The sequence below is a fragment of the Nocardia sp. NPDC056564 genome, from assembly GCF_042793755.1.
GTDB lineage: Bacteria > Actinomycetota > Actinomycetes > Mycobacteriales > Mycobacteriaceae > Nocardia.
Genome location: NZ_JBHTUR010000007.1, coordinates 239,463 through 257,011, shown reverse-complemented (window position 1 = coordinate 257,011; position 17,549 = coordinate 239,463). Strand labels below are relative to the sequence as shown.

Annotated in this window: 17 protein-coding genes; 6 read left to right on the top strand and 11 right to left on the bottom strand. The window is 69.1% G+C overall.

From position 1 onward, the window contains the following. Positions 1-34 precede the first annotated feature (34 nt). Positions 35-694: an NADPH-dependent F420 reductase gene (locus ACFQ9K_RS20210; protein ID WP_378722971.1), complete on the top strand. Its 660-nt coding sequence runs from the start codon at positions 35-37 to the stop codon at positions 692-694. Between the two features lie 94 nt (positions 695-788). On the opposite strand, the gene ACFQ9K_RS20205 is transcribed toward ACFQ9K_RS20210, so the two are convergent. The 7 genes from ACFQ9K_RS20205 to ACFQ9K_RS20175 form a co-directional block, all read right to left on the bottom strand. After that, complete coding sequence (locus ACFQ9K_RS20205; RefSeq protein ID WP_378722972.1) at positions 789-2,819, bottom strand: CocE/NonD family hydrolase; 2,031 nt, start codon at positions 2,817-2,819, stop codon at positions 789-791. Between the two features lie 202 nt (positions 2,820-3,021). Continuing rightward, a complete protein-coding gene (locus ACFQ9K_RS20200) occupies positions 3,022-5,079 on the bottom strand; it encodes a CocE/NonD family hydrolase (RefSeq protein WP_378722974.1) in 2,058 nt (685 codons plus the stop codon). Between the two features lie 476 nt (positions 5,080-5,555). Beyond that, a complete protein-coding gene (locus ACFQ9K_RS20195) occupies positions 5,556-6,293 on the bottom strand; it encodes a phosphoglyceromutase (RefSeq protein ID WP_378722975.1) in 738 nt (245 codons plus the stop codon). A 24-nt stretch (positions 6,294-6,317) separates the two neighbouring features. Then, positions 6,318-7,223: an ROK family protein gene (locus tag ACFQ9K_RS20190; RefSeq protein ID WP_378722976.1), complete on the bottom strand. Its 906-nt coding sequence runs from the start codon at positions 7,221-7,223 to the stop codon at positions 6,318-6,320. A gap of 10 nt (positions 7,224-7,233) precedes the next feature. Further along, positions 7,234-7,737 (bottom strand): YbjN domain-containing protein, encoded by a 504-nt coding sequence (locus ACFQ9K_RS20185; protein WP_378722977.1) that lies wholly within the window; start codon positions 7,735-7,737, stop codon positions 7,234-7,236. Further along, positions 7,734-9,146: a D-inositol-3-phosphate glycosyltransferase gene (gene mshA / locus ACFQ9K_RS20180; protein WP_378722978.1), complete on the bottom strand. Its 1,413-nt coding sequence runs from the start codon at positions 9,144-9,146 to the stop codon at positions 7,734-7,736. The genes ACFQ9K_RS20185 and mshA overlap by 4 nt, the downstream gene beginning before the upstream one ends. A 139-nt stretch (positions 9,147-9,285) precedes the next feature. Next, a complete protein-coding gene (locus tag ACFQ9K_RS20175) occupies positions 9,286-10,107 on the bottom strand; it encodes an alpha/beta fold hydrolase (protein WP_378722979.1) in 822 nt (273 codons plus the stop codon). Between the two features lie 152 nt (positions 10,108-10,259). On the opposite strand from ACFQ9K_RS20175, the gene ACFQ9K_RS20170 reads away from it, so the two are divergent. After that, entirely contained in the window at positions 10,260-10,994 is a 735-nt protein-coding gene (locus ACFQ9K_RS20170) for an SDR family NAD(P)-dependent oxidoreductase (protein ID WP_378722980.1), read from the top strand. A 135-nt stretch (positions 10,995-11,129) separates the two neighbouring features. Beyond that, positions 11,130-11,585 (top strand): large conductance mechanosensitive channel protein MscL, encoded by a 456-nt coding sequence (gene mscL, locus ACFQ9K_RS20165; protein ID WP_378722981.1) that lies wholly within the window; start codon positions 11,130-11,132, stop codon positions 11,583-11,585. Here the strand turns inward: mscL and ACFQ9K_RS20160 are convergent, their stop codons facing one another. From ACFQ9K_RS20160 to ACFQ9K_RS20150, 3 genes are all read right to left on the bottom strand, one after another. After that, positions 11,586-12,386: a patatin-like phospholipase family protein gene (locus tag ACFQ9K_RS20160; protein ID WP_378722983.1), complete on the bottom strand. Its 801-nt coding sequence runs from the start codon at positions 12,384-12,386 to the stop codon at positions 11,586-11,588. Positions 12,387-12,433: 47 nt separating this feature from the next. Further along, positions 12,434-13,666, bottom strand: a complete 1,233-nt coding sequence (locus ACFQ9K_RS20155) for an Ig-like domain-containing protein (protein WP_378722984.1) — start codon at positions 13,664-13,666, stop codon at positions 12,434-12,436. Between the two features lie 68 nt (positions 13,667-13,734). Next, positions 13,735-14,829 (bottom strand): UDP-N-acetylmuramate dehydrogenase, encoded by a 1,095-nt coding sequence (locus ACFQ9K_RS20150; RefSeq protein WP_378722985.1) that lies wholly within the window; start codon positions 14,827-14,829, stop codon positions 13,735-13,737. A 24-nt stretch (positions 14,830-14,853) separates the two neighbouring features. Here ACFQ9K_RS20150 and ACFQ9K_RS20145 point away from each other — a divergent pair, with 24 nt between their 5' ends. The 3 genes from ACFQ9K_RS20145 to ACFQ9K_RS20135 all read left to right on the top strand — a co-directional run bounded on the left by ACFQ9K_RS20145 (position 14,854) and on the right by ACFQ9K_RS20135 (position 16,921). Continuing rightward, complete coding sequence (locus ACFQ9K_RS20145; protein WP_378722987.1) at positions 14,854-15,339, top strand: DUF2505 domain-containing protein; 486 nt, start codon at positions 14,854-14,856, stop codon at positions 15,337-15,339. A 266-nt stretch (positions 15,340-15,605) separates the two neighbouring features. After that, entirely contained in the window at positions 15,606-16,127 is a 522-nt protein-coding gene (locus tag ACFQ9K_RS20140) for a DUF2505 domain-containing protein (RefSeq protein WP_378719991.1), read from the top strand. Next, positions 16,097-16,921: a class I SAM-dependent methyltransferase gene (locus ACFQ9K_RS20135; RefSeq protein WP_378719993.1), complete on the top strand. Its 825-nt coding sequence runs from the start codon at positions 16,097-16,099 to the stop codon at positions 16,919-16,921. The genes ACFQ9K_RS20140 and ACFQ9K_RS20135 overlap by 31 nt, the downstream gene beginning before the upstream one ends. Positions 16,922-16,933: 12 nt before the next feature. On the opposite strand, the gene ACFQ9K_RS20130 is transcribed toward ACFQ9K_RS20135, so the two are convergent. Further along, a complete protein-coding gene (locus tag ACFQ9K_RS20130) occupies positions 16,934-17,542 on the bottom strand; it encodes a hypothetical protein (RefSeq protein WP_378719996.1) in 609 nt (202 codons plus the stop codon). Positions 17,543-17,549 lie beyond the last annotated feature (7 nt).

The following is a 17,549-nucleotide window of genomic DNA, read 5'->3' as shown; positions in this document are numbered from 1 at the left end:
TTCGGGGCGAAGACCTTTCGAGCTAGGAGTCGATATGCGAATCGGAATCATCGGTGCGGGCGCGATGGCGCGGGCGCTGGGCGGCGGATGGGCCGCGGCGGGGCACGAGGTCCTCGTCGGAGCCAGATCCAGCATCGCGGCGGGCGAATTGGCGGTGGCGATCGGCGGACGTGCCGGAAGTGTCCGGGATGCTGCCGGTTTCGGTGACGTGGTCTTGCTCGCGCTGCCGGTGAATGCCCTGACGGAGGTGCTGCGGGCAGCGGGTGAGTTGCTGGCCGGGCGGGCGGTCATCGATTGCACCAACGCCCTCACTCCGGATGTCGCGGCACCCGACGGGGTGACGGCGTTCGGGCTTACGGAAGACGCTGTCGCCGAACGCATTGCGGCGGCCGCCCCGGGTGCGCACGTGGTGAAGGCGTTCAACGTGTGCGCGGCCGAGGTGTGGGCGTCGCCGACTCGCGTGTTCGAGGGGCGCAGGCTGGCGGTGCCGCTGTGCGGCGACGACGAGGAGGCCGTGCGGCGGGTCGCGAAGCTGGTGGAAGATTTGCGACTGCAACCGCTTTCGGCCGGCGGCCTGCACCGGGCAAAGTATCTGGAGGCGGTGTCGGTGTTCACCGTCGGACTGTGGTTCGCCGGACAGGACGCCCGTGCGATCTTCCCGCCGCTGGACGCGGCGTTCGCCGTAATCGACTGACCATGAAACCCGGCCTGAGCATGCACTATTCGCTCATACCCCGCGAGTTCGAGCTTTGATGCGCGATAAGTGCACGCTCAGACCGGGTTACGGTTTACCAGCCCGCGTTGCCGCGTATCGGGATATTCACGAAACTTGGCTGGTTCTGGTCGAGCAACAGGTGCTGGGGACGCAGTCCGCTGTCCACGAGCAGCGGCATCGGCGGCAGGCCCCTGGGGAAGTTGCCGGCGTAGACATCGACCCGCAACCGGTGTCCCGGTTGCAGCACCGCCTCGATCCCCGGCACCGAAATGTCCAGCGTCGCAGGCTGTCCCGGCACCATGGGCTGCCTGGTGTCCAGCGACAGGTCCGGCACCGGCTCGGAGTAGTCGCCGTTCGGCAGGCGGGTACTGCGGCCCTCATCGATGGCGCGCAGCGAGGAGACCAGCTGTCCCGAGGACAGCACCGACGATCGACCGTCCGGCGCGACGTCGTTCACCGTGACGGTCCAGTAGCCGTCGGTGGCGTCGTGGACGGTGTTGAGCCGCACCGCGATCGGGCCGGAGATGGTGGTCGGCTCGGGCACCGGCGCGCTGGTGAAGGTCAGTCCGCCGAGTTCCTGGATCCGCGCGTCCTTGCTGCACCCGTCGATGATCGAGGTGGCGCCGGCCGACTCCTGCGCCAAGTCCCGCGAGCACATCCCGGTCAGCCCCGGCGCGACGGTGAGCCGGTCGAGGGCCGGGCTCGGCGCGCCGAACAGCGAACCGTCGTGCACGCTGGTCGCGGTCCCGCTCGGCGCGGCGGACAGATACATCCGCCGATAGTCGACGCCGGGCTGCGGGAAGGACGGCGCGGTGATCCAGCCGCCGCCCTGCTGGCGCAGCGTCACCGGCCCGTACTCGTCGATGCCGTTGTCGATTCCCTTGAGCCACTTGTCGAACCAGGCGCGCTGCAGCACGTCCATCCGCGGCGGCAGGCCGGGCCGACCGGACTCGTTGCCGTTGCTGATGTGGTAGCCGTCGCCGACGAAGAGCTGTTTCTGCCCGGGCGGCAACGGAATCTGCCGGTACACGTCGGCCTGCGAGTTGACGAACACGTCGTGCCAACCGCCGGTCACGAAGGTGGGCACGGTGATTCGGCTCGGATCGGTCTCCCAGGACTGCCGGAACGGGCTGTCCGCCTGCAGCAGCGTCTGCACCTTGGGATCGAGCTGATCGATCTCCGGGGTGACGAGCACATTCAGCAGCGCGTCGACGAAGGTGAACGGATCGGCGAGCCGGTCCCTCAGCCACTGCATGTCGAATTGCCCCCGGGCCAGCGCCGTGAGATCGGGCACCAGCTTCGCGCCGTTGACCGCGAGCAGCCAGGCGGGCATGAAGGTGACGCCGATGGCGCCGCCAGGTGCGACCAGGTCGCGGAACGGATTCCGGCTCGGCACCACCGGGAAGATCGCCTTCAGCGCGGGCGGGTTCTTCGCGGCGACCTGCAATTGGTTCAGGCCCGAATAGGAGACGCCGTTCATCCCGATGTTCCCGGTCGACCACGGCTGATGCGCGGTCCAGTCGATCACCTCGACCGTGTCCTGCTGTTCCCGATAGCGCAGCAGATCCCAATCCCCCTGGGAGAAGCCGGTTCCCCGGACATCGACGACGACCTGGGTGTATCCGCTCTTGATCAGCTGCCGGTCCACGGTGAAATTGCGCAGCAGGCCGCCGCCGAGCGCCCTGGTGAGATCGGTGATGCCGGAGAACGGGGTGCCGGACAGGTCCACGTCGCGGGCCACCTGCATCACCGCGTCGGACAGCCACGGAACCGAGATCAGGCTGTCCGCGATCATCGACCCGAGCTTGGTGTAGGGCGTCATGTTCACGATGGTCGGCGTCGGTGTCGAAATCGGTTGTTCCGCAGCGTCTGCCGGGTGATAGACATTGCCCTTGAGCACGGTGCCGTCGCTCATGGTGATCGGCACGTCCCATTCGATGAAGACGTTCGGATACTGCTGCGGGCCGTCCTCGGTGGCGGTCCAGGCGGCCCCGCTGGCGGCCCCGTCCGGGCCGACCGGACTCGCGACGGCGGAGGGTGAAAGGAAGGGGGACAAGGCCACCGCCGCGACGCACAGCGCCGCGGCCCGGAGCGCATACCTCATTGGATCCACTCTCTTCAGGGAACAGATGCTCTCTAACCGTAGGGAGGGAACCAGAAACTGTCCGATATTCGTGGCAGAACAGCGAAAACTCGTGCAGGTTCACAAATATTCGCGCGGAACTGAGGCAGCGCCATAACTGCGACAGGGCGCCTTCGCTCGAAACGCTCGAGCCGAAGACGCCCTGTCGGAGATCAGTCCGGAATCACCAACCGGGATTCCCGCGCACCGGCACATTGACGAAGCTCGGCCGGTTCGGATCCAGTTGCACGTGTTGCGGTTTGAGGCCGGTGTCGATCAGCATCGGCAGGATCGGCAGGCCCTTCGGGAAGTTGCCCGCGTAGACGTCGACGCGCAGCCGGTGGCCCGGTTGCAGGATCGCCTCGGTGGCGGGCAGCGCGATGTCCAGGGTCGTCGCCTCGCCGGGCACGGTCGGCTGCCGGTGATCCAGCGAGGTGAACGCCCGCGGGTCGGTGTAGTCGCCGTTGGCCGACTTGCTGCTGTTGGCCTCGTCCACCTCGCGCAGCGACGCCATGATCTGCCCGGAGGACAGCACGGTCGACTGCCCGTCCGGCGCGACGTCGTTCACCGTGGTCACCCAGTACCCGTCCGGCGCATCCTGAACGGTGTTGAGCCGCACCGCGATCCGGCCGGAGATGGTGGTCGGCTCGGCCACCGGCGCGCTGGTGAAGGTCAGCCCGTTGGACTCCTCGATCCGCGAGTCCTTCGCGCAGCCGTCGATGATCGACAGGATGCCCGCGCTGCCCTGTGCCGCGTCGTTGGAGCACAGGCTGGTCAGGCCAGGCGCGACGGTCAGCCGCGCGGTGTCGCCGTTGGCCGCCGCGGTGAGCGATCCGTCGTACACGCTGTTCGCGGTGCCGCTTCGGTTGGCGGACAGATACATCCGCCGATGCGCAGGCTCCTGCGCGCCCGCGCCCTCGGTGGGCTCGGCGAACGAGTCGGTGGTGATCCAGCCGCCGCCCTGCTGGCGCAACGTGATCGGACCATAGCGATCGATGCCGTTGTCGATGTCCTTGAGCCACTTGTCGAACCACGCGCGCTGCAACACGTCCAGGCGCGGCGGCAGGCCGGGCTTGGCGTACTCGTTGCCGGAATTGACGTGGTAGGTGTTGCCCATCAGCAGCTGCTTCTGCCCGGCGGGCAGCGGAATCTCGTTGTAGATCTTGGATTCCGAGTAGGTGAACAGGTCGTGCCAGCCGCCGGTGACGAAGGTCGGCACCTGAACCTTGGACGGATCACCCAGCCAGCCCTGCCGCGGGGTGGAGGTGCCGGTGAGCAGTTCCTTGGCCCGCGGGTCCAGATCGTCGATGCGGGCGGTGGTGTAGACGTTGAGCAGAACATCCATGAAGGTCAACGGATCTCGCACCCGATCGGCCAGCCACTGGGTGTCGAACTGCCCGTTGAGCACCGAGGCCAGGTCGGGCACCAGCTTGAGCCCGTTGATCGCGGTCAGCCAGAGCGGGATGAAGTTGAAGCCGAAGCCGCCGCCGGGGGCGAGCACGTCGTTCATCAGGTCACTGCCCGGCACGACGGGGAAGATCGCCTGCAGCGCGGCCGGATGCTTCTCCGCGGCCTGCACCTGATTGATGCCGGAGTAGGAGATGCCGTTCATGCCGATGCGGCCGTTGGACCAGGGCTGGCGCGCGGCCCAGTCGATCACCTCGACGGTGTCCTGCTGCTCGCGCTGGCGCAGCATGTCCCAGACGCCCTGGGAGAAGCCGGTGCCGCGCACGTCGACGACCACCTGCGAGTAACCGCTCTTGATCAGCTGGCGGTCCACGGTGAAGTTGCGCAGCTCGCCGCCCGCGAAGCCCTTGGTCAGGTCGGTGACCCCGGACAGCGGAGTGCCGCTCAGGTCGATCTGGCGGAGCAGCCCGAACAGCGCGTCGGACAGGCCGGGGATGGCCTGCGCGTGGTCGGCCAGGTTCGACACCAGCTTGGTGTACGGGGTGAGGTTCACGACGGTCGGCGTCGGCGTATCGATCGGCCGGCCCGCCGCGTCCGCGGGGCGATAGACGTTGCCCTTCAGGACAGTTCCGTCGCTCATCGTGATCGGGACATCCCACTGGATGTTGATGTTCGGGTACTGCTGCGCACCGTCCTGGGTCGCCTGCCACGCCGCGCCCGCGGCTCCGCCGTCGGGACCGGTCGGGGCCGGTGCGGCGGAAGCGCCGCTGGTGAGGAACGGGACGAGCATCGCGGCGGCAACCGCCGCGACTGTTGCGCGCAACACGTGCTTCATCAGGCGTGATCTTCCTCTCGGACTGGTCGAACGCCCAAAGTGTACATACCTACTTGTCGGTAAGGACAAGGGGTAACACGTATCGATTTCGAATAGGGGTTCACATACAGCAACCGGTGAGATCATGCCACGCCCAAAGCGCAGGTAACAGGCGTTCCACCGGCAGGCCCACAGGAGAACCAACGCTCACTGTGCACTCGACCGAACCTGCCATTCAGCGCTGGCGCTCAGCCCGGCGCTGTGTCGGAGAACACGTCCGACCGGCGCGGAGCGCGGCGCACCGGAGTCCGCGGGCAACCCGGCAGCAGAACCACGATCGCGCCCGTAGTCCGGCGCGGACCGAAGCAGCCCGCTCGACGTGGCGGCACAGTGCGCAGGAAACCCGCTCACGCGCAGGGGATTCGGCAACTTCGCGCCGAAAAGCCAACGCGCCGTGCCCTATTCAGGACACGGCGCGCTCGATTTCGCCGAAAAGGCTACTTGCCACCCTGATTGGCGACAGCGGCGGCGCCCGCGGCGGCCGCCTCCGGGTCCAGGTACTCCCGCGGACGGACCGGACGCAGGTTCTCGTCCAGCTCGTACCGCAGCGGGATGCCGGTCGGGATGTTCAGGCTCGCGATGTCCTCGTCGGAGATCTGATCGAGGTGCTTGACCAGCGCGCGCAGCGAGTTGCCGTGCGCGGCGACCAGCACGGTCTTGCCGGTCAGCAGGTCCTTGGAGATGGTGTCCTCCCAGTACGGGACCATCCGCTTGACCACATCGAGCAGGCATTCGGACTTCGGCACCTCGATGCCCGCGTAGCGCGGATCGCCCTCCTGGCTGTACTCGTCGCCCGGGTCGATGGCCGGCGGCGGGGTGTCGTAGCTGCGCCGCCACAGCATGAACTGGTCATCGCCGTACTTGTCCCGCACCTGGGCCTTGTTCTTGCCCTGCAACGCGCCGTAGTGCCGCTCGTTGAGCCGCCAGTCCCGGACCACCGGGATCCAGTGCCGGTCGGCGGCGTCCAGCGCGAGATTGGCGGTGCTGATCGCACGGCGCAGCAGCGAGGTGTAGACGACGTCGGGCAGGATGCCGTGCTCGGCCAGCAGCTCCCCCGCGCGCTTGCCCTCGGCGATGCCCTTGTCGGTCAGATGCACGTCCACCCAGCCGGTGAACAGATTCAGGGCATTCCATTCGCTCTCGCCGTGGCGCAGCAGCACGAGGGTGTAGGTCATGCGGCCCATTGTTCCATTCAGGTCTCAGCCGATCTCGTCGGCCGTGGCCTGCCCGGTGGCGAGCACACCGGCGCCGACCAGGGTGGCGCCGTTGCTGATCCGGGACAGTTCGACCCGCAGCTCGCGGGTGAACTCGAGGCGGGCGTGCTTGGCCAGCGCCGCGCGCATCGGTTTCCACAGTGGCTCACCGGATTGTGCGAAACCGCCGCCGATGACGCAGATGTCCACGTCGAGCAGCGCGGCGGCCGAGGCGATCGCCTGACCGAGCGCGGTGCCTGCCCGGTGCAGCGCGGCCAGGGCGATCTCGTCGCCGGCCTGCGCGGCCTCGGACAGTTGCTTGCCGGTCGTGCCCTGCCAGCCCTGCTTGGTCGCCCAGCGCACCGAGGACATGCCGCTGGCGACCGCCTCGACACAGCCGACGCCGCCGCACAGGCACGGCGTGTCCCAGCCGGGCACCACGATATGACCGATGTGCCCGGCATTGCCGGTCCGTCCGACGACCACCCGGCCGTCGGCGATGATCCCGCCGCCGATCCCGGAGGAGACGGTCATGGCCAGCCCGTTCGGGATCCCGCGCAGCGCGCCCACGTGCTGCTCGGCCAGAGCCAGGCAGGCGCCGTCGATGGCGAAACTGATCGCCGCCGTGGGGAACAGCTTCTGCACGGCGGCCACGATCTCGAAGCCGGACTTCCATTCGGGGATGTTCAGCGGGGCGGTGACCCCGGTGCGCACGTCGACCGGCCCGGCCGAGCCGATGCCGACCGCGGTGATCGGTTCGTCCCCGGCGACCTCGAGCAGCAGGGCGCGGCAGGCCGCCCAGACCCCCTCGGGCGGCACCACGATCTGGCGCACGTCGTGCACGTTCGTGCCGTCGTGTACCAGGCCTGCCGCGAACTTCGAGGCGCCGATGTCCAGCGCGAGAACCGTCATCGCAGAGAATTTACGGCTTGTCGGCCGCGTCTACCAGGTGTTCGAAGGCACGCAGGTTCTTCAGCGATTCCCCGCGCGAGACCCGCCATTTCCATTCCTTGCGAATGGATTCGGCGAAACCGAGCTCGAGCAGCACGTTGAAATCGGCGTCCACGGCCTCGAGCACCTGCCCGAACACCCGGTCGAGTTCATCGGCGGTGAGGGCGTGCGTGGCGATCTGGCCGACCAGGTAGATGTCGCCGACCCGGTCCAGGGTGTAGGCCACGCCGTAGAGCCTGCGGTTGCGGCGGAGCAGGAACTTGTAGACGCCCTCGAAGTTCTCGTCCGGCTTGCGGCAGACGAACGACTCGATCCGGACCCCGTGCTTGCCGACGGTGAGCATGACGCTGGTCTTCAGCTTGCGCTCACCTGGCAGGACGACGACGAACGTCTCCGCGCCGGACCGGTCGTACTCGATCTCGCGTTCGCGCAGGGTTTCCTCGATCAGCTGAGCGCTTGCCTGTACCTCGTTCACCGGCGTGCTCCCATCCGACGCCGCCACAGCGCCCGCGACCTGGCCTGACTGGATTCCAGGCTAATGCGTTCACCGGGTACCCGTTCGCGCACGTCGTCATGCAGCGCGCCGCTCATCCGGCCGGCGCCGACGGCGACCCGCTCGGCCCGGAAATCGGCGAGTGCTGCGGAGTAGCTGGCGAGTAATCCGTCGGCGGTGTGCTCCCAGGAGAAGTTGGCGGCATGCTCGACCGCGCGCCCGCTCATCCGGCGCAGCCGGTCGGGGTCGTCGAGCAGATAGCCGAGGGCGCCGGCCCAATCCGGGGTCCGGTGGCCGGGCACCAGCAGGCCGGTTTCGCCGTGCCGGACCGCCGTGCCGAGGCCGCCGACATCGGCGGCCAGCACCGGGGTCCCGCTGGCCTGGGCCTCGATCGCGACCAGGCCGAAGGACTCGTTGTAGCTGGGCACCGCGACCAGATCGGCTGCGCGATAGACCAATACGAGCCGGTCCGGCGGTTGCGGCGGCAGGAAGGTGACGCGGTCGGCGATGCCGAGCGCGGCGGCCAGTTCGATGAGCGCGTCCGGGCGTTCCAGTCCGGTGCCCGACGGACCGCCGACGATCAGCACGCGCAGCCGGTGCGCCGGGTCCGCGCGCAGCACCTCGGCCGCGGCACGCACCAGCACGTCCGGCGCCTTCAACGGCTGGATCCGGCCGACGAACGCGACGACCTGTTCGTCCGCGGCCAGGCCGAGCGCCGCGCGGGCGGCGGCCTTGTCGCCCGGCTGATACCGGGTCAGGTCCGCGCCGGGCGGCACCACATCGATGCGTTCGGGCTCGGCGCCGTACAGCTCGACCAGCTGCCTGGCCTCGTCCGCGGTGTTGGCAACCAGCCGATCCGCCTCGCTGATCACCTGCTTCTCGCCGATCTCGCGGGTCAGCGGCTCCGGACAGTCGCCCTCGGCGAGCGCGGCGTTCTTCACCGCGGCCAGCGTGTGCGCGGTGTGCACCAGCGGCACCCGCCAGCGATCCCGGGCCAGCCAGCCGACCTGGCCGGACAGCCAGTAGTGCGAGTGCACGAGGTCGTAGTAGCCGGGCAGATGCCTGGCCTCCTGGCGCAGCACCTCCGCGGTGAACGGGCAGAGCTGGGTCGGCAGGTCGTGTTTGTCGAGTCCCTCGAACGGGCCGGCGACCACGTTGCGCACCAGCACGCCGGGGCCAGCCTCTTGCACGGGCGGCAGATTGGAGGCGGTGGCCCGGGTGAAGATCTCGACCTCGGTGCCGCGCCGGGCCAGCTGGAGCGCGGTCTGCAGCACGTAGACGTTCATGCCGCCCGCGTCGCCGGTGCCCGGCTGAGCCAGTGGTGAGGTATGCACCGATAGCACGGCGACACGGTTCGGCCGTAGGTCCGGGCGTTGACTCACACCATCCATAGTGCACGTTGGATTCCCGGCCTCCACACCGTCACGCGCTCGAGTGAGAGCTATCACAGGGCCGCAGTGAACTCCCTCACAGGCGGCAAACGCGCTATTTTCCGGAATGCCCAGGAGAAAGGGCGCGCGTGGCCGGAATTCAGAGGCTGTCGGCAAACATGCTGATCTCGCCGGCGAAGCGAGCCGGGTCCTCGATGAACAGCCCGTGCTGACTGCCCTCCCAGAACGACGCGCGCGCGTCCGGCACCGCCTCGTAGACGTAGCGGCCGTTCTCGATCGGCACCACCGGGTCGTCGGTGCCGTGCAGCACCAGCGCCGGGATATCCAGTGTGCGAAGGGTTTCGGTGTTGTCGGCGGTGCGATAGAACAGCGCCTTGCGCACCGCGGGCAGGGTGGCCAGGCTCGTGCCGAACAGTCGCTGAGCGTCGGCGCCCTTGTCTGCGCCGGGGCCGGTGTTGGCGTTGCCGAAGGCGCCGAAGGCCCGCACCGCGCGTCCCGCGCTCTCCTCGAAGACGCCGGGCATCGCGGCCTGCATCGCCGAGCCGGCCGCCGCACCGGGCACCCCGCGGCCGATATTGGCCTGCGAACTACTGAAGACGATGCCCGCGATCGCGTCGGTGCCGTACGCGGTCAGGTAGTCACTGAGCACGATGCCGCCGTAGGACCAGCCGAGCAGGATCGCGCCGGACTCGATGCGCTCGCCCGCCAGCACGGCCGCGACATCGGCGGCCCAGTTCTTCGGGTCGTCGTAGCCCGCGGCCGGCGCGTCGGAGTAGCCGTGGCCGCGCAGGTCGACGGCGAGCACCCGGAACCGGGCGGCGAGCTCGTCGGCGGCCCGTCCCCAGCAGCGCAGATTCGCCGACCAGCCGTGCAAGAGCAGCAGCGGACGCGCGCCGGCCGGGCCGCTCACTCGGTAGACGATGTTGGTGCCGTCCGCGCTCACCGCGTCCCGAATAGCCATACCGCTCAGGCTAACGGTGATCCCCGCAACAGCGCCCCTGCCCGCAAACGACGGACACCTAGGATTTCTTTCATGAGCGAGCGCAGCGAGCGAACCATTAAGACAGCCACGAGTGTGCTCGTGCCGGAGCCGAGCGCCAGCGAGGCGCAGGCATGAGCACTCGCACCGCTGTCGTCACCGGAGCCAGCTCCGGCATCGGCGAGGCCACCGCCCGCGAACTGGCCAAACAGGGCTATCACGTCTACGTCGGTGCCCGCAGGCTCGACCGCCTGCAGCGCGTCGCCGACGAGATCGGTGGCACCGCACTGGAACTCGACGTCACCTCGGACGAGTCGGTGGCCGCCTTCACCGCCGCGATCGAGCGGGCCGACGTGCTGGTCAACAACGCGGGCGGCGCCAAGGGCCTGGCCACCGTCGCCGACGCCGACCTGGACGACTGGCGCTGGATGTGGGAGACCAACGTGCTCGGCACGCTGCGGCTCACGAAGGCGTTGCTGCCCAAGCTGATCGCCTCCGGCGACGGCCTCATCGTCACCATCACCTCGGTCGCCGCCTTCGTCGCCTACGACAACGGCGCGGGCTACACCACGGCCAAGCACGCCCAGGCCGTGCTGCACCGCACCCTGCGCGGCGAGCTGCTCGGCCAGCCGGTGCGGCTCACCGAAATCGCGCCCGGCGCAGTGGAAACCGAGTTCTCCCTGGTTCGCTTCGACGGCGACGAGGAGCGCGCCGCCAAGGTGTACGAGGGGATCGACCCGCTGGTCGCGCAGGACATCGCGGAGATCGTCGGCTTCGTCGCGTCCCGGCCGTCGCACGTGAATCTGGACCAGATCATCGTCAAGCCGCGCGATCAGGCGGACGCGGGGCGCTTCGCCCGGCGCTCCTGAACACTGATAGCCGATCCGAATCACCCACCGTCGACCGAGGGTTAGCGGAAGGTTTGCCGAATCTTCGCCAGTTACCTCCGGCCGTTAGCATCTGATGCTTTGACGTCGTCTACATCAGATTGGGGTTTTCTGCTCATGTTCAAGGGCTTCAAAGAGTTCCTGATGCGCGGGAATGTGATCGACCTGGCCGTCGCCGTCGTGATGGGCACCGCGTTCACCGCGGTGGTCACCTCGGTGACCAAGGGTGTGGTCAATCCCCTGCTGGCGGTGTTCGGCAGCCAGAACGAGCTGGGACTCGGCGTTCAGCTGATCGCGGACAAACCCGCGACCTTCATCCAGATCGGCCCGATCCTGACCGCGTTCATCAACTTCTTCGTGGTCGCCGCGGTGCTGTACTTCGTGCTGATGCTGCCGATGAAGACGATCAAGAACCGCTTCGGCACCACCAAGGCGGCCGAGCCGACCGAGACCGAGCTGCTCATCGAGATCCGCGACCTGCTGGCCGAGCGGCACGACGCGGTGCGCGCCCAGCGGGCGGCCGACCGGGAGATCGAGAACGATCCCGATCTCGACCCGTCGCTGCGGCGCTAGTCAGCGCCAGACCGCGCGCACCTCGTCGGCGGCGGCCCGGCCTTGGCGCAGGCCCGCGGTGAACACCACCGGCCAGCTCGACCGATCGTCGAGGTCAGGGCCGAAGGCGCGGAGCGCGGCGGCGTCCGGGATGATCCGGGCGACCCGCTGCGCGCTCGACGGCACCGTGGTGGGGAACGCGTTGGCCAGCGGCTCGATCAGGATCAGCGTCGAATTGCCTTCGGCCAGATCGGCATTCGAGCCGTTGCGGAGCGCACCGTCGATGTGGCGGTGCGCTCCGATGGTGACCGGCGCGGCCAGGCCGGGCATCGCGGTGCTCGCCGTGATGACCTGGTGCACCGGTATGCCGTCGGTGGCCCGCCAGACCTTCGGCTCGCCGGAATCGATGTCCACGGTGGGAATCAGCAGCTGGGGATGCGGCCAATCACCCTCGCCCACCAGAACTTTCATCCGCTCGATGCGCTCCCGCTCCGGGCTGGTGTGCGCCCGCAACGCGAGTTTGCCGACGCGATGCAGTTTGCTGGACGCACTGCCGGTGCCGCGCAGCACCTCGAACACCTCCGCCGTCACCGCGGGATCCACGATCAGCGGGCTGCCGTCGTCGGGCGGAAGTTCGGCGTAGGCGTTCAGATCCCGGCCGTCGGCCAGCCCGGCCGCGGCGATCGCGCCGGCCGAGGTGCCGACGAGCAGATCGGCGTCCGCGAGCTCGATGCGGTTGCGGCGCAAGCCTTCCACGACGCCGAGCAACCAGGCGGTGCCGACCACTCCACCGGGACCGAGCACCGCTGCACGACCACTCACCCTGTCACCCTCCGAACCTCACACCGCGATCTCGATCGAGCTCGAGCCTAGCGGGGCGGGCCGGGTGCGACCGGGGTCGCGGAAACGACCGAGGTGGAACCGTCCTCGGCGGACATGGTTTTCCAGGTGGCCCAGTCGATGGTCCAGTCGTAGAGATCGCCGTCCGCGGCGGACAGCGGGATGGAGGTGCCGGTCACCTCCACCGGATCGCCGTAGAGCGCGGTCGGGAAGTACGCCTGGGCATCGCTGGGCGAGAGGTTGATGCAGCCGTTGGTGACGTTCGAAGATCCTTGGGCGCCCACGGATTCCGGGTTCGCGTGGATGAATTCGCCGTTGTTGGAGATGCGTACGGCCCAGCGCTCGCGAACGTTGGTGTAGAACGGCGGATTCGACATCAGGAAGTCTTCGTACTTCTCGGTGACCACGTGCAGCCCGGAGCGGGTCACGTTGCGCGGCTCGTTGCCCTCGCCGTAGCTGACCGCGAAATCGAAGACGGTCTTGCCGTCCCGGACCACCTGCATCCGGTGACTCGGCGCGTTGGCCTTGACGATCTGGCTGCGGCCGATGCGGAAATCGGTGGTGAGATCGGTGTATCCGTAGTTGCCGCCGCCGAGATCGAGCCCGTAGAGCTTGGCCGAGACGTGCACGGTGGTGCCGGGGACCCAGTAGTCCTTGGGGCGCCAGTGCACTCGGGAGCCGTTGTCGTCCGGGAACCAGGCCCATGCGCCCTCGGTGGGCGGGTCGGTGGTGACGGTCAGCGCCTTCTCCACCGCGGCCTTGTTCTGCACGGAAGCCTTGAACTGCAGGATGATCGGCGCGGCGATGCCGACCTCCTGGTTGTCCGCGATGTTGATGGTCGCCGGGACGGTGCTCTTCGGCGCGAGCGTGCTGAACTTGCCCTCGATCGGGACCGGCTTGTGGTCGGTGCCGATCGCGGTGCCCGACCAGGTGTAGGTGGCGTCGTAGCCGAGCGCCTCGCTGATCTTGTAACTGCGCTTGTCCTGGCTGAATTCGCCGGCCACCTGCTTGCCCGCGGCGTTGGTCAGCGCGACCTGATCGATGGTGCCGTTCGCGACGGTGACCGAGACCGGCGCGGCCGGGTTGACCTTCGTGGCGTCGTTCTCCGGCGCGAAGCTCACCTTGGCCACCGGGCCGGGATCGCGGGGCGTGCTGTTGTTGCCGCCGCTACCGCTGCTGCATCCGGCCACCAAGGCGACCACGACGAGGAGCACGGCCGAGACAGCGGCGACCGGTCTGCGGATCCCTGGACGGTTGCTCACGCCATCGAATTTACGCGGGCAAACTCGTTCGATTGGCTAGCGAAAGGTGTGGTGTCCGTTTCACCCGGTTACACCGGCACATTGACCGTGACGGGTTCGGGCTCCAGCCGGATGCCGAATCGCGCGGCCACACCATCGCGCACCGTCCTGGCCAGATCGGCCAGATCCGCGGCGGTCGCGGCACCGCGATTCGTGAGCGCAAGGGTGTGTTTGGTGGACAGCCGGGCCGGGGCGTCCGCGCCGGGAAAACCCTTGGCGAAGCCGGCCCGTTCGATCAGCCAGCCCGCGGAGAATTTGACCCCGTCCGGCGCCGGATAGGTGGGCACCGTGACATCTCCCACATGTGCCGCGATCGCGGCGCGCACCTCGGCCACCCGGTCCGCGGGCACCACCGGATTGGTGAAGAACGAGCCCGCGCTCCAGGTGTCGTGGTCGGCCGGATCGAGCACCATGCCCTTGCCCGCGCGCAGGCGCAGCACCGCCGCACGGACCTCGGCGGCAGGCCGGGATTCGCCGTCGGCGGCGCCGAGCGCGGTGGCGAGCTCGCCATAGCGCAGCGGCGCGCTCGCGCCGGTCGGGTCGAGCGCGAACTCGACGGCCAGCACCACGGCGTCGTCGCGGTGCTTGAGCACGCTGGTGCGGTAACCGAATCCGAGTTCGGCGGGCTCGGCCCAGCGGATCGCGCCGGTGTGCCGGTCGAGCAGCCGCACCCGGCGCAGCAGGTTCGCCACCTCCGCGCCGTACGCGCCGACGTTCTGCACCGGGGTCGCGCCGGCCGAACCCGGGATTCCGGACAGGCATTCGAGGCCGCCGAGGCCCGCCGCGACCGTCGCCGCGACCACCGCGTCCCAGTTCGCGCCCGCCTCGGCCAGCACGCCGTCCGCACCGAGCTCGACGCCGTCGGTCGCCACCAGGACCGCCACCCCGTCGAACCCGTCGTCGCTGATCAGCAGGTTGGAACCGCCGGCGATGAGCAGTACCGGAATGCCCGCCTCGTCCAGCGCGCGCACCGTCGCCACCAGCGATTCGGTGGTGGTGCACTCGGCGACCGTGGCGGGCCCGCCGACCCGCAGCGTGGTCAGCTCGGCCAGCGGCACCGATTCGCGGATCCGGGCGCCGGTGGCGGCCAGCACATCCGACGGCACCACACGTGAAGTTCGCACAGGCAGACGGTAGCGTGTCCGACCATGGCTACACCGCTGGCGTACACGGCCCGCTACTCGCATCCCGCTGCCGCCGTGCGCGCGGCGTTCGCGAACGATCAGTACTGGAAGGACCGCGTCGCCGAGGTGGGCGGGCCGAACGCCCGGCTCGACTCGGTCCAGGTCGACGGCGACCAGATCCGGGTGCAGCTGGTGCAGGCCATCGCCGCCGAGCTGCTGCCCGCCGCGATCACCGCGGTGCGCCCCGGCGACCTGATCATCCCCCGGGTGGAGACCTGGGACGGCGACTCGGCCACCTTCCAGGCGACCGTCGACGGCGCGCCCGCCGAGGTGCGCGGCACCATCACGCTGACCGACGACGGCGCGGGCTCCACCGCCGCCGCCAAGGGCACCATCGAGGTGAAGATCCCGCTGTTCGGCGGCAAGATCGAGTCCGCGATCGCCGAACACCTGACCGAGGTGCTGAAGAACGAGGAAGAGTTCACCAACACCTGGCTCGACTCGCACTGATCACGCTCCAGGCACCGATGCGGAATGACGGATGCCGCCCAAACGACCACCACGCGCGAGGAAATCGAGCGCCGTTCGTGGCCCGTCTCGCGTCCGAGCTGTCGAAGCGCATGCGCCGCAGGCGCGAGTCTCGACAGCTCGGACGCGAGGCCCACCCGTCGCCCGACCGCCACCCCTCATCGAATCGATGCGCGATGCTGCCGTCTCGGGCCACGAACCTGCCGCGCCCGCGCGGCCGAAAACACAGCCCAGTAATCTCTCGACTCATGGCCCGTCGACTCGATTACTCCGCGCGCTACCCGCTGCACACCACCAAAGAGCTGTACGCGGCGCTGTCCAGCCGCGACTACTGGGACGCGCGGATGGCCGAGATGCGGAAGTACTCACCGGGCAACGAGGTCGCGCAGCTGACGGCCGGCGACAGCGGCATCGACGTCGAGCTGCACCACGTTCTGCCGCGCGAGATGCTGCCGGAGATCGCGCAGGCGGTGATGCGCAAGGACATGATCATCACCCGCAAGGAGAGCTACGGGCCGTTCGGCGCCGAGGAGATCGACGGCAAGTACTCGGCCTCGATCCCGGCCGGGCCGGGCAGTCTCGGCGGCACCATCCGGTTGTTCCCCACCGACACCGGCTGCACCATGCGCTTCTCCTCCGAGGCCAAGGTGTTCATCCCGATGGTCGGCCCCCGGCTGGAGCAGCTGATGCTGGTGAACCTGGTCGATCTGTTCCGGGCCGAAGCGGAATTCACGGTGCAGTGGCTGGACGACCACCACCCAACCAGCTGACCAAACCGGTCGGCACCATCACCCGCGGTACCACCGGTGTCAATCGGCTACGGCGCAGTGATCGCTGGCTGACCCACGACGAACTGGTGACCGGGCGGCTGCGGGCGGCCGCCGACCCGCTGGTCGTCGATCTCGGGTACGGCGCGAGCCCGTGGACGACATTGGAATTGGCGGAACGGCTGCGCACCGTGCGCCCGGACGTGCGCGTCGTCGGGCTGGAGATCGACCCGGACCGCGTGGTGCCCGGCCGGGACGGCGTGCGCTTCGCCCGCGGCGGATTCGAATTGGCCGGTCTGCGACCGGTTTTGGTGCGCGCGTTCAACGTCCTGCGCCAGTACCCGGAATCTGCGGTGCCCGAAGCCTGGTCGACCATCCGGTCCGGGCTGGCGCCGGACGGCCTGCTGATCGACGGCACCTGCGACGAGCTCGGCCGCCGCTGCGCGTGGGTCCTGCTCGACCGCTCCGGCCCGCGATCGCTCACCCTCGCCTGGGACCCGTTCACCGTCGAGCAGCCCTCCGACCTCGCCGAACGACTACCGAAAGCCCTGATCCACCGCAACATTCCGGGCGAGCCCATTCATACCCTGCTCACCGCCGCCGACCGGGCCTGGGCCCGCGCCGCCCCCCTTGCCCCCTTCGGCCCGCGCGTCCGCTGGCGCGCCACCGCCGAATCCCTACGCCACGAAGGCTTCCCACTGCGCCCCTACCGCCGCCGCATGCGCGACTGCGTACTGTCGGTCCCCTGGACCACGGTTGCCCCGAATGGCGAACCGCCCCGGGCGGATTCGGCGTAGCGCGCGCCCGGCTCAGGCGCCGGTCAACGCGCGGTACAGCCGGGAGGCCGCGCGGGGGCTGAGAGTGCCTGCGGCGGTGCGGATTTCGTCGCTGGTGCAGCGGTTGATGGCGAGCGCGTCGGCGACCACCTCGTCCAGCGCGGACTGGCCGATGTCGCCCTCGGCCAGATCGAGCACGGTGCGCAGCGGGGTCGTCACCAGGAACGCGCCCGCCGATTCGATTTCGGTGCCGATCAGTGAGCGCCGCAGCACCACCAGGCGCGGGGTCACCGGCGGGCGGCCGGACCCGACGGACAGATGCAGGAAGCGGGGGCGTAGCCGGCCGATGCCGTGTAGCTCGGCCGCGCTGTGGTGCGAGACCGCCGCGGCGCCGTCGAACCAGGCCGCCCACATGGCGTATTCGTCGAGCGGACCGGCCGGCCACTCGGATAGTCGGAGCAGGCCGACCCCGGCCCTGGTCACCGAGCCGTCGCCGAGCGCGATCCGCACCCGCGCCTCGCAGTGGGTGCGCAGGACCTGCCGGGTGGTGAAGAAACCCGCGTGCCGACCGGCCAATCGGCGCAACACCCGCCATCCGTGGTCCGCGGAACCGAGGGCGCGGCCCGCCGCATCGCCAGCCATGGTCATC

Coding starts and splice junctions, on each gene's coding strand:
- ACFQ9K_RS20210 (WP_378722971.1), top strand. CDS start 35: ATGCGAATCGGAATCATCGGTGCGGGCGCGATGGCGCGGGCGCTGGGC.
- ACFQ9K_RS20205 (WP_378722972.1), bottom strand. CDS start 2,819: ATGAGGTATGCGCTCCGGGCCGCGGCGCTGTGCGTCGCGGCGGTGGCC.
- ACFQ9K_RS20200 (WP_378722974.1), bottom strand. CDS start 5,079: ATGAAGCACGTGTTGCGCGCAACAGTCGCGGCGGTTGCCGCCGCGATG.
- ACFQ9K_RS20195 (WP_378722975.1), bottom strand. CDS start 6,293: ATGACCTACACCCTCGTGCTGCTGCGCCACGGCGAGAGCGAATGGAAT.
- ACFQ9K_RS20190 (WP_378722976.1), bottom strand. CDS start 7,223: ATGACGGTTCTCGCGCTGGACATCGGCGCCTCGAAGTTCGCGGCAGGC.
- mshA (WP_378722978.1), bottom strand. CDS start 9,146: ATGGATGGTGTGAGTCAACGCCCGGACCTACGGCCGAACCGTGTCGCC.
- ACFQ9K_RS20175 (WP_378722979.1), bottom strand. CDS start 10,107: ATGGCTATTCGGGACGCGGTGAGCGCGGACGGCACCAACATCGTCTAC.
- ACFQ9K_RS20170 (WP_378722980.1), top strand. CDS start 10,260: ATGAGCACTCGCACCGCTGTCGTCACCGGAGCCAGCTCCGGCATCGGC.
- mscL (WP_378722981.1), top strand. CDS start 11,130: ATGTTCAAGGGCTTCAAAGAGTTCCTGATGCGCGGGAATGTGATCGAC.
- ACFQ9K_RS20145 (WP_378722987.1), top strand. CDS start 14,854: ATGGCTACACCGCTGGCGTACACGGCCCGCTACTCGCATCCCGCTGCC.
- ACFQ9K_RS20140 (WP_378719991.1), top strand. CDS start 15,606: ATGGCCCGTCGACTCGATTACTCCGCGCGCTACCCGCTGCACACCACC.
- ACFQ9K_RS20130 (WP_378719996.1), bottom strand. CDS start 17,542: ATGGCTGGCGATGCGGCGGGCCGCGCCCTCGGTTCCGCGGACCACGGA.